The organism is Glutamicibacter sp. JL.03c (assembly GCF_025854375.1).
Lineage (GTDB): Bacteria > Actinomycetota > Actinomycetes > Actinomycetales > Micrococcaceae > Glutamicibacter.
In genome coordinates this window covers 1838927-1852113 of the sequence record NZ_CP107575.1, presented here as the reverse complement: position 1 = coordinate 1852113, position 13187 = coordinate 1838927, and the positions used below count along the sequence as shown (strand labels likewise).

The window sequence follows — 13187 nt, the reverse complement described above, 5'->3', positions numbered from 1 at the left end:
CACTAACTTTGAGATTCGCTGCGTCCTCACGGTTCTAAAAACCGGTAGAGTTGGTAGCAACGTTCGTTACACGATTTAGCTTTTCGATGAGGGGCAATGACCGAAAAGATTCAGCTGACCAATAAGGTTGAAGCGATCAACTGGAACCGTATCCAGGATGACAAAGACGTTGAGGTTTGGAACCGCCTCGTTAATAACTTCTGGCTTCCGGAAAAGGTGCCACTGTCCAACGACATTCAGTCCTGGGCTACCTTGACCGATGACGAAAAACTGCTGACCATGCGTGTGTTCACCGGCCTGACCCTGCTGGATACCATCCAGGGTACTGTCGGCGCCGTGTCGTTGATCCCAGACGCTATCACTCCTCACGAAGAGGCTGTGTACACCAACATCGCGTTCATGGAATCGGTTCACGCTAAGAGCTACTCCTCGATCTTCTCGACCTTGGCCTCTACCAAGGAAATTGACGAAGCCTTCCGCTGGTCCACCGAGAATGTGAATCTGCAGAAGAAGGCGCAGATCATCGAGAGCTACTACCACGGTGAAGATCCGCTGAAGCGCAAGATCGCTTCGACCCTGCTCGAATCGTTCTTGTTCTACTCCGGCTTCTACCTGCCAATGCACTGGTCTTCGCACGCAAAGCTGACCAACACCGCCGACCTGATCCGCCTGATTATTCGTGACGAAGCCGTTCACGGATACTACATCGGCTACAAGTTCCAGAAGGGCCTGGAAGGCCTGAGCGAGGAGCGCAAGCAGGAACTGAAGGACTACACCTTCGAGCTCATGTTTGAACTGTACGAAAACGAAGTTCAGTACACCCACGATCTCTATGATCCAGTGGGGCTGTCTGAGGACGTTAAGAAGTTCCTGCACTACAACGCCAACAAGGCTCTGATGAACCTTGGCTACGAGGCGATGTTCCCGGCTTCGGTGACTGACGTTTCTCCAGCAATTCTGGCTGCATTGAGCCCGAACGCTGATGAGAACCATGACTTCTTCTCGGGATCCGGCTCGTCCTACGTTATCGGTAAGGCTGTGAACACCGAGGATGAAGACTGGGATTTCTAGTCCACAGATCTAAGGGCATCTGAATTCCAAAAAGCGGCCAGAACTTGCAGAATATTGCAAGTCCTGGCCGCTTTCTGCGTTCCAGTCAACGTTATCGAGCTACCTGGATCTCTGGTATCGGGGTCTCTTGTCGGAGCTTATTCGGGATCTGGCGTTTCTGATTGATGCCTGGTTCCACCTGGATCCCCGTAGCGAGTTATCAGAACGGGGGAGGAAGGCGTTGCAATGGCCACCAATGATAGGCATTTCGTGGACGGTGTGGACGGTGTGGACGGTTTGGACGGGGCAGGTGTCGCTGTGAATCTGCACCAAAGTGATGGACGAAAAGTTCATATGGTGATTTAATGAACGTGCCGTTCATTTAAAGCATGGGGAGCCAAATGTCTGAGAACATCACTAATTACGGAACGAAAAAGCGTGTTGCACTTGTCACCGGCGGTTCCGGCGGAATCGGCCAGGCTGTCGTGCGGCGTCTTGCCGATGATGGGTACGCCGTTGGGGTGCACTACTCGGGAAACCAAGAGCGTGCCCAAGACCTCGTCCAACAAATCACCGGAAATGGCGGGCGGGCCATCTCAGTCCACGGTGATATTTCAGATGAAGCAGCGATGGCTGAGGCCTTCAATGATGTGGACTCAGCCTTTGGCCACATTGACGTGGTCGTGAATACCGCGGGAATCATGCTTCTGTCGACCGTTCAGGAACTCGATCTCAGCGATTTCGACCGGATGATGAAGACCAACGTGCGAGGTACGTTTGTGGTTTCCCAACTCGCCGCGCAACGCGTGGCACAAGGTGGTGCGCTCATCAACTTTTCGACCAGCCAAACCCGGTTGCAGCACCCCACATATGCGGCGTATGCAGCAAGCAAGGCCGCCGTCGAATCGTTGACTTTGGTTCTCGCCCGCGAATTAAGAGGCAGGGATATTACCGTCAATACAGTAGCGCCGGGGCCAACGGCCACTGAGCTATTCCTTGACGGGAAAGAGCCGCAACTAGTCGATCGCCTGGCCTCCCTCTCACCCCTGGAACGGCTCGGAACACCAGAGGACATCGCTGAGGTCGTTGCTTTCCTTGCTGGCACAGCTCGATGGATCAACGGACAGGTTGTTTTTCCAAACGGCGCGATCGCCTGATCTTCCTTCGACCTGCCGGCTGGTTAGATCATTGGATCCTCCACTGGGGGAGTCGCTGTGCTATAGCGCGACGCTGAAATATTTGATTGAGGCGAAGTTCGATCCAGCCACTGAGGAAGCAAGCAACATACTGTAAGGCTGTAGGCGCAAGTGAGCTTGTAGGTCCCGCAGGCTGAAGCAGGACCACGACCTAGGAGATAGATACATGCAAGAACCCGCACCCAAGCGAGGTCGTGGGCGCCGTCCGGCAGCTGAAGTGCGCCAAGATGTGTGCTCGGCAGTGGGGCCGATTTTGCTCAATGAAGGCATGGGACAGCTCAGCTTTGAGCGGGTTGCCCGCGAAGCCGGCGTCAGTAAGACGACTCTCTACCGCTGGTGGCCGTCACTCGGGGTACTCATCCTTGATTGCTATGTCCATGCCGTAGAGAACGAACTCGCATTTAATGATTCCGGAGATATCAAGGCGGACCTGACTAGCCAGCTCACCGCTTTCACGCGTGTGATGACGAAAACCCGCGGCGGAAGAGTGCTGACCGAACTTATAGGCGCTTCCCAGACCGATCCTGAACTTGCTGCGGAATATCGCCGTCTCTATTCCTCTGTGAGGCGGCAGGCTGCAGTCAAACGCCTGGCCAAGGCCCAGGAAGATGGCCAGATTCGTGAAGAAGTGAATTTGGAATCGATGGTGGATCAACTATGGGGCGCTGTCTATCATCGTGTGCTCATTCCTGATCTCCCTGTGACTCCGTCTTTCATAGACGCGCTCGTTGGCAATGTGTTATCTGGAACTGCCCGTTCCCGAAACCTCGATCATCTCAGTCGAGGCTCGTAGCAGGACCACTCGCAATTCCTCTAAGAGCCAGCAAGTCCTGCTGCGGATTCGCGCTAAAGATATCAGTGGCCCTCTTGGAATTTCGTCTTGGCAAACTATCGAGCCAGATTCGAGATTCAACGCTGGCCAATGACGAGGAACGGTGACAAGCTGAAGTCACATCGCTGTCACCGGAGGGATATGCCAATGAAGTCCACCACTGATTGCATCGTCGTTGGAGGAGGACCAGCCGGAATGGTCGCTGGCTTATTGCTGGCCCGGTGCGGAGTTTCCGTTACCGTGCTCGAAAAGCATTCTGATTTCCTCAGGGACTTTCGCGGGGATACCATCCACCCGTCGACGCTTCAATTGCTCGACGAGCTTGGGTTGATGGAACAGTTTGAGCAGATCAAATTCAACAAGGTGACCCAAGCGCAGTTTCCAGCGCAGGACAACTCACCTGTCACCGTGGTGGACCTTTCGAAGTTGCATCACCCGTACCCGTTCATAGCTTTGGCACCGCAGTGGGATTTTCTGGATCTGTTGGCACGCGCTGGCGAAGCAGAAGAGAACTTCACCCTGCACATGAATTGCGAAGTCACCGATGTGCTCAGAGATTCGGGAAAGGTTGTCGGTGTCCAGTACACGGGGCCCGATGGCGAGCGAGAAGTACGAGCCGATCTCACCATCGCCGCTGATGGCAGATGGTCTTGCATTCGTGATTCAACAGGGATCGCGATGAAGGATTATTCGGTTCCAATTGACGTCTGGTGGTTCAAGGTGCCAGGAGCATTGAAACGCGAATTTACGCTGTCGCCGGCCTTCGTGAACGGCAGGATGTTCGTGTTGATCCCTCGGACCGGGTATGTGCAAACTGCGATGATATTGCCGAAAGGCATGGATGCTGAACTGCGAGCGATGGGAGTGGATGCCTGGCATGATTCGATAGTTTCGGCGGCGCCAGAGCTGGCAGGCTCGGTCGACGGCCTAAAACTCGACGACGCTAAGCTGCTGGACGTTAGACTGAACCGCGCACGGAAGTGGTGGCAACCTGGGTTGCTTTGCATCGGAGACTCTGCCCATGCGATGAGTCCGGTGGGCGGAGTAGGCGTAAATCTGGCAGTGCAAGATGCGGTCGCCACGGCGCGTCTTCTGGCGGAACCGTTACGCGAGTCTAAGCTGACCGAGCGGCATCTTGCCAGAGTCCAGTTCCGGCGCACTGTGCCGACTTTAGTCGTTCAAGGCATACAACGAGCAATGCATCGGGGGCTGAAACAGGTATTGAAAGGAACGGGCGAAGTTATTTTGCCGAATCCGATAGCGATGATTTTTCGACGTTTCACGAAGTTATCCGCGGTGCCAGCGCGTTTATTGGGCGTTGGGGTTCTGAGGGAGCGCCCGCCAGCCCGTGCTCGTCGGAACTAGAAGATTTTGCCTGTTAAAAGCATCAAAGGTGCAGTTCCAGCCCTTGCGGGGGAACTACACCTTTGAAGAAAGTCTCTTAGCGAGCCTGGATGTTGGTTGCCTGTGGGCCCTTTGGACCAGCTTCCAGGGTGTACTCAACGGTCTGTCCCTCTTCGAGGCTACGGAAACCGAAGCTCTGGATAGCGCTGTAGTGTGCGAAAACGTCAGCAGATCCATCCGAAGGAGCGATGAAGCCGAAGCCCTTTTCAGCGTTGAACCATTTCACGGTGCCAGTGGCCATAGTGTTATTTCCTTATTTATTGATTGGCCACGTTGTGGCCCGGTTGCCGATCCGAAGTTCCGAATCGGAAAATTTTGGGGTTACCTCGAGCAGAGCTGCCGAGAACTATTCGCCTGCCGTCGATACGGACTATCGAATACTGATTTTGCCGGTATCGGCCAAAACGGGTGTCGCTGCACTAGCTTAAGCATCATCGGAATCCAGGCTGCTAACGGGTAATGACCCCACGCTAGCGGAGTAGAACAAGGAATCCACAGAGGCGCGACGTTGGGAAACGTCGAGATGCTTTTTCTGCAGTGAAGAAGAGAAGATGAAGAATTCGTTTCGGTAGGAGTTCAGTCAATCCGAAGATCGGTGAACCAATTTGTATTGCACAGACGATTTGTTGGCCGTGCTACAAATCCTACTGCTAACGCTTGCTGGCGGGTGAGTCACACCTGCAAGCGTCGAGGTAACAATTTAAGCCTACCATTGATCCTTGCGATGTGGGAAGTGGTGCGCATGACGCTGGCAAGTCTGCGCCAGCGAACGGCCATTCATACCACGCGGGAGCCCCTCCCATCATGCCTGGCGGAGGCTGGCGTGAAAGGAGGGGTTCTTCCTTCGGCGGGTGCGTGGTTACCCGGATTGGGTTACTTTTGCGTTGAGCAGATCAGCGTTGATAGCCGCTCCAGCAAGCGTGCCAGAAGCTGCTGCGGCCATGACCATGGCGCTGAGGTTGCTCGCGTTGCCTACGGCATAGACGCCTGGGACCTCGGTAGCGCCAGTCTCGTTGACTTTAATGTGAGTGCCCAGCGGGTGCTCTTCAAGCTTCCCGCCCAGCGCTTGGTACAGCTCCCCATGAACGTTCATTCGACTGGCGACGATAACTGATTGGGCACGCAGGCGTTCGTTGTTGTCCAGTTTGGCGGCGGCCAGCTGCCCGTCGCTATCGAATTCCAGAGCAGCGACCGATTGGTTGACCAAGGGGATTTCCAGACGGCTCAGCAACGCAGCGCTCTCTTCGCTCAGTTCATTCGGGTCGTGATTAATGAAAGTGATCTTTGAGCTCAGCTGCTGGAACATCATGGCCTGATGCGCGCTCATCGGTCCGCAGCCGATAACGAGAATTTCTTGATCACGTACTTCCCATCCGTGGCAGTAAGCGCAATGGATCGCTGAAGTGCCCCACGCTTCCTGAAGGCCCGGAATCTTCGGAAGCTCATCTTTGAGTCCGGTGGCAAGGACGATTCGCTCCGCGGTAAATGCCTGTTGATCCACATTGACCGTGAATCCTTGTTCGAGAGAACCGGTTAGCGAGTCCACCGCGCCGGCGACGATTTTCGCACCGTAATTTTCAGCTTCAGCGCGTCCGCGTTCCAGTAGCTGCAGTGGGCTGATGCCTTCTTGTCCCAGTACGTTGTGTGCGTGTTGTGCTGGCGCGTTACGCGGACGCCCTTCATCGATCACCAGCACGTTTCGCCGGGATCGCGCCAGTGCGACCGAAGCTGCGAGTCCGGCGCTTCCTCCACCGACGATGATGACTTCGAAATGTTCCATGGCATGTCTCCTTGTTCTCTTGCTTGCCGATGATCACAGCGTATCGACGTTTTGCGCGAGAAGGTGTAGCCTTTTGCGCATGACGCAAGAATTGGAAGTCGACCAGATCATTCGCCAACGTATTCGCACGCTGCGGCAGAACCGTGGCTGGTCGTTGGAATCATTGGCTAATAAAGCCCGACTCAGCGTTTCAACGCTAAGCCGGATCGAGACCGGTAGCCGACGCATCGCCTTGGACCAGTTGGTGCCTCTGGCGAAGGCATTGGACACGAGCCTTGATGAGCTGGTGGCCACGTCCGAGGCCGAAATCATCATTCGCCCGGAGCCCATCAGCATGCCCGGGATTACGCTGTGGAAGCTCTCCACCGACGACGCGGTCAACGGAGTCAACGTCTCAAAAATGCGCATCGACCCGTCTAAAGCACCAGCGCCAAGCGAATTGCGCATCCATCCGGGCAAGGAATGGTTTACGGTGTTGCTTGGCGAAATCCAATTGCAACTCGGCGAACGCACCTATCACGTGAAAGCCGGCCAGTCAGCCCAGTTCGATACGATGACGCCACACGCGATGTGGGCAAAGAACGGCGTTGCCGAAATTCTAGGCATTATGGACAATGCCGGGCAAAGGGCCCATGAACACGATAAAGATCAGTAATCTATTGATTTCAGTTGCTCTTGGATAACCTGAGTGCAGCGCAATAATTTTTGTACGGCCAGGAGGGCATCAATGACGCACCAGCTCGCTGAGGAATTGGAAAAGATTCTCGCTAAAGGTGACTTTTACTTTGAATCGCTAGGCGAGGGTCGCTACCGCTCATCGTGGCATGCACAAGGTGCCTGGAATGAACATGAACAACACATGGGTCCTGCGTCCGGAATCTTGGCTTATGCGTTGGAGAACTTCGAGCCTCGCGACGACATGCGTATAGCTCGGCTGAGCTTTGAAATTCATGGATTGATCCATGCCGGAGAATTCGAAATCACGACACGGTTGATACGACCCGGCCGGACCATCGAGCTGATCGAAGCCGAAATGACCGCCAAGGGACGAACCAGCATCGTCGCCCGTGCCTGGCGCGTGATAACCGGAGACTCCAGCGCTGTTGCAGGCATCGAAGACACCAGGATTCCTGGCCCGGAAGAATGCGAAGTCCAGAACATCAGCGAACGCTGGCCAGGCGGATATATCCGTTCCATCGAACTGCGTTCCAACGAGCAATGGCGCCCTGGCAAGGGGATCGCATGGCTGCATACCGACTACGCGCTAGTTGATACGTTGGATGCTTCAGACATGGCGAGGCTGGTGGGAATGATCGACACGGCAAATGGCGTGGTGCCGCGCGTCGAACCGAACGAGGGCACCTGGATTTATCCGAATCTCGACTTGCAGATCCATATGTACCGGCAGCCTGCCGGAGCCTGGCTAGGCCTTGAAGTCCAGCAGAGCTTCGGTGTTGATGGAATCGGATTGACCTCGACAGTGCTACACGATCAATCAGGACCCTTCGGCCGTGCCGAACAGATTCTGACGGTGCGTGCCCGCTAGGCGGAGCCTACGACGAAGCCAGCTGCGCGAGCAGCTTTTTGAGCTCAGGCTTCGACTTCAAAATGAATAGGCGTTCACGGTATTTTTCGCGATCCGCACCATGAACGCGGAACAGCGCATAGCCGCGCTTGAGAAGGAAAAGGACCGGTTTGCGACGTTGTGCCACGTCTCGAACAAAGCGTCGAATACCGGTCACCAAAGCGGGTTCGTCAACGTAGTACGCCTGGACGTTAATTCCTTTTTCGCGTAGCGGCTCAAGCAACTCGTAGAGGAAGATTCCCTCGGCCACGATAGGCCCGTTCTCCGAGCGAATTTCTCTGTGGCCGCTGTAGCTGGAGGTCGCGATCGAGTAGTTGGGAACCATGGTGGTGCCGTGTTCCAACAGCTCGTCGATGGCCCGCAGGGCGGCTTCCTTGTTCCAAGTCCCTGAATGGTCCCAGTCAATTTCGCCGTAGGCTGTGCGCGGGAATGCCACCGGATTGCCGTCTTCACTGATCTGTCGGTAGTACTCATCCAGCGGCAGGTGCGGATTGCCGTACTTGGAAGCTAGATAGGACTTGCCTGATCCGGAAGGTCCGCCGATCAGGATGACAGGGGTAGATGATTTTGGCACGCCTATTATTATGGCGCAGATTCTCTCCTGAACAGCACTCGAGCGCTGTGACATCAACTCCACTGGAGCGCAGAGACTGAATTAGACTCGGCATTATGAGTTTGTTCAATCCTCAGTCGGAGGCACCGCTAGCACTGGAATTCGAAGAACCAAGTGGTGATCCTGCAGCTGATTTGGAACGGGGTGTCCAGCTGTTGCGCGAAATTCAGTCAGGGGAGCGTGGACCGAGCTTGCGCCTGTATCGCCCGGACCCGACGTTGGCCTTTGGGCAACGCGACGTCCGGATGGCTGGCTATGAAGCGGCCCGTGATGAAGCTTCCCAGCGCGGTTTCGCACCGCTGGTGCGCAAGGCCGGCGGGCGCGCTGCTGCCTATCACCGGGGAACTCTCATTGTTGATCACCTTGAGCCTGAACAGGAAGCCGTAATGGGCCAACGGCGCCGTTTTGAGGTGTTCGCCGATATTTATGCCAATGCGCTTAAGCGCTTAGGCGTTGATGCCCAGGTAGGCCCGATCCCGGGGGAGTACTGCCCGGGCGACCATTCAGTCCATGGGCTGCCCGCCGCGGAATCACCACGCAATTACCCGGTGAAACTGGTAGGCACCGCACAGCGCGTTGTGTCGGGAGCGTGGCTGTTCTCCTCGGTTTTTGTTGTCGAGGATTCCGAGCCGCTGCGTCAGGTTCTTGATGCGGTGTATCAGGCGATGGAAGTCCCGATGGATCCCACGACCGTCGGGGCCGCCAATGATCTGGTCAGCACGGTCACTACGGAGGGCTTCATCGCAGCCTTGCTCGAGGAATACCGAGAGCACCTCAGTTTGATCTAGAAACGACGACAGCAAAAATCGGTGCCTGAAAATTTCAGGCACCGATTTTTTAGTTTGCCTGCTAGGCTCCGACGCGCTCGACCACTTCTTCGATCCGGGGATTGGTGGCTGCAGTGCCATCTGGGAAGATCAAGGTTGGAACCGTCTGGTTGCCATTGTTGAAGGACTCCACGATCTCGGCAGTTCCTTCGACTTCCTCGATATTCACCTCGTTGTAGGCCACGCCCTTCTGGTCCATGAGGCGCTTGAGGTTTCGGCAGTAACCGCACCAGCTGGTGGTGAACATGGTGACGCCACCGGCGGCAGGAACATACTGGTCAAGGTTCAATTCGTTGCTCATGCTAGGTGTAACGGCGACGTTGTTGGCTTTGTTCCCGAATAACGCGAAAAACTTCGCTGATTTCCAGCGCGTTGATAGCTAGACTGGGGAGCAGATTTCCGGTGCGAAGGAGCAGATGATGTGCGGACGGTATGTGATGGCCAAGGCGATCGGCGACCTGGTGGCCGAAGCTGAAGCCGAGGCAGACGCCAACTTGGAGCTGCGCCAGTCGTGGAACGTCGCCCCGACCACCGACGTGCCCATTGTGCTCGAGCGTCTCATCGACGGCCAGTTGCACCGCCAGATCCACGTGGCCCGCTGGGGCCTGGTGCCCGGGTGGGCAAAGGAACTCGCCGTGGGCGTGCGCGCCTTCAACGCGCGCAGCGAAACCGCCAGCAGCAAACCGACTTTCCGCGCCGCGGTGAAAAAGCGCCGCGCGGTGGTGCCGGTGGAAGGCTACTACGAATGGAAGAAGGAAGGAAACAAGAAAAGGCCCTTCTACGTGCACCGCGAAGACGGGAAGCTCATCTTCTTCGCCGGCCTCTATGAGTGGTGGAAGGACGAAGACGGCAGCTGGATCCTTTCGACTTCGATCATGACCATGGATTCCCCGTCGGCGGAGGAGCCCGGGGTGCTGGGGGAATTAGCCGAGCTGCATGATCGCCTGCCAATTCCGTTGGATTCTCAGATGATGGGCCGCTGGATGAATCCGGACGAGGAAGATGGCGAAGGGCTGATTGAGCAGATCCGTGCCCAGGCTTTTGACGTCGCCTCCGAATGGACAATGCATGAGGTTGATACCGCTGTGGGCAACGTGCGCAATAATTCGCCGCAGCTGATTGACGAGCACAGCAACTCGCTGTTCTAGTCGCTGGCAGCTGATCCGGTGAGCGCGGAACTGTGCCGCAATCCCATGTAGCTGGCGGCCAGGAAAGTTCCGGCGGCTATCCCCAGTTTGCCCAGGATCAGGGTTGCGCTGGCCGGATGGAATTCTGATTTGCTCAACGGCGCATAGGCAAACCAGCCAAAGGTCCGGACCTGGTTGTAATCCCATATCATCGCTGCCAGGCCTGCTGCCGCCAGCAGCAGTCCTGCAACCAGGAACCAGGCTTTGAAGGGAGCGAGCTGGCTAAGCAGCGATCCGGCGGCAACGCCTAGCGCGCCAACGCCGAGCAATGCCAGAACCCAGCCGATGATTTCGGCGGGGCCCGGGCCAATGTAGAACCCAGAGCCAGCTTCCAGCGGTTCATAGGATCCGATGTAGAGAACGACTTCTTGCTGGCTATCCCACCAGAGCACGGCGATGCCGGCAATTAAGAGCATTGCGGCGGCAATAAGCAATGGAAACACGGGTTTGCGACGTTTAAGTGCAGGCATGGGATTAATCTTGCCACGCGAGCACCGCTGAAGTACTGATTCTCTGGCGAAAGAAATTAAAGCACAGGGGCAACCGACCGCCATGGCCGACTGCCCCTGCCCCGCAGCATGCTGGTTAGTGCCCGCGCTTGATCCATTCCTCCAGGTTCGGTGCCTCGGCGCCGATGGTGGTGGCATCACCGTGACCGGTGTTGACTACGGTCTGCTCCGGCAGGCCCAGTAGCTTGGTTCGGATTGATTCGATAATCGTTTCGAAGCTCGAGTAGCTGCGGCCGGTAGCACCAGGTCCACCGTTAAACAGCGTGTCTCCGCTGAACAACACACCCAGGTCTTCTGCGTAGAAGCAGGTGGAGCCAGGCGAATGCCCAGGGGTGTGCATCGCGGTGAGCGTCGTGCCAGCAATGGTGAAGGTGTCCCCATCGCTGATTTCCGCGTCCACGTCGCGCTCGGGATAAACAGCTTCCCAGAGCATGCGATCCTCCGGGTTGAGGAACAGCGGTGCATCGACAATGTCCGAGAATTCGCCAGCTGCGCGGATGTGGTCATCATGCCCGTGCGTGAGCAGAACTGCCATCACCTCGCGTTCGCCGACGGCTTCCTGGATCTTTTTGATGTCGTGAGCTGGGTCGATGACCATGACCTCTGAATCATCACCGATGATCCAGACATTGTTGTCGACGTCCCAGGTGCCGCCATCCAGGGAAAAGGTTCCGGAAGTGATGACGTTTTCGATGCGTGCGGACATTAGAGTTCCACCACCGAACGCAACACGGTTCCTTCGTGCATCTTGCTGAATGCTTCCTCGATCTGGTCGATGGTGATGCGTTCGGTCACGAAGGAATCCAGATCCAGTCGGCCGAGCTTGTACTGCTCCACCAGCATTGGGAAGTCGTGGCTTGGCAGGCAGTCGCCGTACCAGGAGCTCTTCAGGGAGCCGCCACGGCCAAAGACATCGAGCAATGGCAGTTCCAGCTTCATCTCCGGGGTAGGCACGCCCACGAGCACCACGCGGCCAGCCAAGTCGCGGGCGTAGAACGCCTGCTTGTAGGTTTCCGGGCGGCCTACTGCGTCGATCACCACGTCGGCGCCGAAGCCGCCGGTCAATTCCTGGATCGCTTCCACGGCGTCGACCTTGGAAGAATCAACGGTGTGGGTGGCACCGAACTTCTTGGCGCCCTCCAGCTTGTCCACATTGACGTCCACCGCGATGATGGTGGTTGCGCCGGCCAGCTGGGCGCCGGCGACAGCAGCCGCGCCAACGCCACCGCAGCCGATCACGGCGACGGACTCGCCGCGCCTGACCTCGCCGGTGTTGATGGCAGCGCCGATGCCGGCCATGACACCACAGCCGAGCAGACCCACGGCGGCTGGATCGGCGTCCTCATCCACGATGGTGCACTGGCCGGAATGGACCAGGGTCTTCTCGGCGAAGGAGCCAATGCCCAAAGCAGGGGAAAGCTCGGTGCCATCTTCGAGGGTCATCTTCTGGGTGGCATTGAAGGTGTTGAAGCAGTACTTCGGCTGGCCTTTGGCGCAGGCGCGGCACTGGCCGCAGACTGCGCGCCAGTTCAGGATGACGCGGTCGCCGACCTTGACGTTGGTGACGTTCTTGCCGATCTGGCTGACCACTGCGGTGGACTCGTGGCCCAGCAGGTAGGGGTACTCGTCGCCGATACCGCCGAGCTTGTAGTGCAGGTCGGTGTGGCAGACGCCGGTGGTGAGCACGTCGACGACTACTTCTCCGGGACCTGGGTCCGGAACGATGATGTCGACAACCTCTACGGGTGCGTCCTTGACACGGGAAATAACGGCTTTGACCTTATGAGGCATGGGATTTAACTCCTGGAACGTTTGATGGTTGCTGTCTCGATGCTATCGGTGCGTTCGGTGCGAATCGAGCATTGGGCCGATCATGACCCGGAAGTTTCGCGCAGAGCCTATGCGAACGGGCAATTACTCAGCCCTCATCCGCTTCTTTTGCCGTGGTGCGCAAGATTCCTGCATCCTGTGCGCGAGTTTGTACGGAAAGCGGCGCTTGGATTGCGAGCCAGGGTGCACGCGCCGCATTGATGCAGCGCTCCGGGGGAGCGAAGGCGATATCCGCCAGAACTTATGTCGGGGTGGCTCGTTCCTGGAGGTGGGTGGGGAGCACAGCAAGTGTGCCCCATAAGGCGCATAAACCAGTTGGCTGGCAGTCCTTCAAGTTGCCAAGCAGCAGCAACTGGATAGGTCTTGCCTCAAGA

The 13187-nt window shown here is 56.8% G+C and carries 15 protein-coding genes; 8 read left to right on the top strand and 7 right to left on the bottom strand.

Annotated features, from left to right (window positions below):
• The first annotated feature begins 96 nt into the window (after positions 1-96).
• The 4 genes from nrdF to OF385_RS08505 all read left to right on the top strand — a co-directional run bounded on the left by nrdF (position 97) and on the right by OF385_RS08505 (position 4443).
• On the top strand, positions 97-1071 hold the full coding sequence (nrdF, locus tag OF385_RS08520; protein ID WP_264275009.1) for a class 1b ribonucleoside-diphosphate reductase subunit beta: 975 nt from the start codon (positions 97-99) through the stop codon (positions 1069-1071).
• Between the two features lie 380 nt (positions 1072-1451).
• Positions 1452-2207, top strand: a complete 756-nt coding sequence (locus OF385_RS08515) for an SDR family oxidoreductase (protein ID WP_264275008.1) — start codon at positions 1452-1454, stop codon at positions 2205-2207.
• Between the two features lie 205 nt (positions 2208-2412).
• Entirely contained in the window at positions 2413-3039 is a 627-nt protein-coding gene (locus OF385_RS08510) for a TetR/AcrR family transcriptional regulator (protein ID WP_264275007.1), read from the top strand.
• 186 nt (positions 3040-3225) lie between these two features.
• Positions 3226-4443, top strand: a complete 1218-nt coding sequence (locus OF385_RS08505) for an FAD-dependent oxidoreductase (protein WP_264275006.1) — start codon at positions 3226-3228, stop codon at positions 4441-4443.
• A gap of 76 nt (positions 4444-4519) precedes the next feature.
• On the opposite strand, the gene OF385_RS08500 is transcribed toward OF385_RS08505, so the two are convergent.
• Together OF385_RS08500 and OF385_RS08495 are read right to left on the bottom strand one after the other, a co-directional pair.
• Positions 4520-4723 carry a cold-shock protein gene (locus OF385_RS08500; RefSeq protein WP_013349123.1) on the bottom strand — a complete coding sequence of 68 codons (204 nt, stop codon included), beginning with the start codon at positions 4721-4723 and terminating at the stop codon, positions 4520-4522.
• Positions 4724-5341: 618 nt separating this feature from the next.
• Complete coding sequence (locus OF385_RS08495; RefSeq protein WP_264275005.1) at positions 5342-6262, bottom strand: NAD(P)/FAD-dependent oxidoreductase; 921 nt, start codon at positions 6260-6262, stop codon at positions 5342-5344.
• A gap of 79 nt (positions 6263-6341) precedes the next feature.
• Here OF385_RS08495 and OF385_RS08490 point away from each other — a divergent pair, with 79 nt between their 5' ends.
• Both OF385_RS08490 and OF385_RS08485 read left to right on the top strand, forming a co-directional pair.
• Positions 6342-6917, top strand: coding sequence for a helix-turn-helix domain-containing protein (locus tag OF385_RS08490; RefSeq protein ID WP_264275004.1), 576 nt, complete (start codon positions 6342-6344; stop codon positions 6915-6917).
• Between the two features lie 72 nt (positions 6918-6989).
• Positions 6990-7808 (top strand): thioesterase family protein, encoded by an 819-nt coding sequence (locus OF385_RS08485; protein ID WP_264275003.1) that lies wholly within the window; start codon positions 6990-6992, stop codon positions 7806-7808.
• Positions 7809-7815: 7 nt separating this feature from the next.
• Here OF385_RS08485 and OF385_RS08480 read toward each other — a convergent pair whose 3' ends face one another.
• Complete coding sequence (locus OF385_RS08480) at positions 7816-8421, bottom strand: uridine kinase (protein WP_264275002.1); 606 nt, start codon at positions 8419-8421, stop codon at positions 7816-7818.
• A gap of 95 nt (positions 8422-8516) precedes the next feature.
• On the opposite strand from OF385_RS08480, the gene OF385_RS08475 reads away from it, so the two are divergent.
• Entirely contained in the window at positions 8517-9248 is a 732-nt protein-coding gene (locus OF385_RS08475; protein WP_264275001.1) for a biotin/lipoate A/B protein ligase family protein, read from the top strand.
• A 61-nt stretch (positions 9249-9309) separates the two neighbouring features.
• On the opposite strand, the gene OF385_RS08470 is transcribed toward OF385_RS08475, so the two are convergent.
• Complete coding sequence (locus tag OF385_RS08470) at positions 9310-9588, bottom strand: mycoredoxin (RefSeq protein WP_022875249.1); 279 nt, start codon at positions 9586-9588, stop codon at positions 9310-9312.
• Between the two features lie 118 nt (positions 9589-9706).
• On the opposite strand from OF385_RS08470, the gene OF385_RS08465 reads away from it, so the two are divergent.
• Positions 9707-10435, top strand: a complete 729-nt coding sequence (locus tag OF385_RS08465; protein ID WP_264277882.1) for an SOS response-associated peptidase — start codon at positions 9707-9709, stop codon at positions 10433-10435.
• Here the strand turns inward: OF385_RS08465 and OF385_RS08460 are convergent.
• The 3 genes from OF385_RS08460 to OF385_RS08450 form a co-directional block, all read right to left on the bottom strand.
• Complete coding sequence (locus OF385_RS08460; protein WP_264275000.1) at positions 10432-10944, bottom strand: hypothetical protein; 513 nt, start codon at positions 10942-10944, stop codon at positions 10432-10434. The two genes, OF385_RS08465 and OF385_RS08460, sit on opposite strands and share 4 nt — an antisense overlap.
• A 115-nt stretch (positions 10945-11059) precedes the next feature.
• Positions 11060-11689 (bottom strand): MBL fold metallo-hydrolase, encoded by a 630-nt coding sequence (locus OF385_RS08455; protein WP_264274999.1) that lies wholly within the window; start codon positions 11687-11689, stop codon positions 11060-11062.
• The gene (locus tag OF385_RS08450) at positions 11689-12774 is read right to left on the bottom strand and encodes an S-(hydroxymethyl)mycothiol dehydrogenase (protein WP_264274998.1); all 1086 of its coding nucleotides are present in this window, start codon (positions 12772-12774) and stop codon (positions 11689-11691) included. Before OF385_RS08450 ends, OF385_RS08455 begins: the two co-directional genes overlap by 1 nt.
• Positions 12775-13187 lie beyond the last annotated feature (413 nt).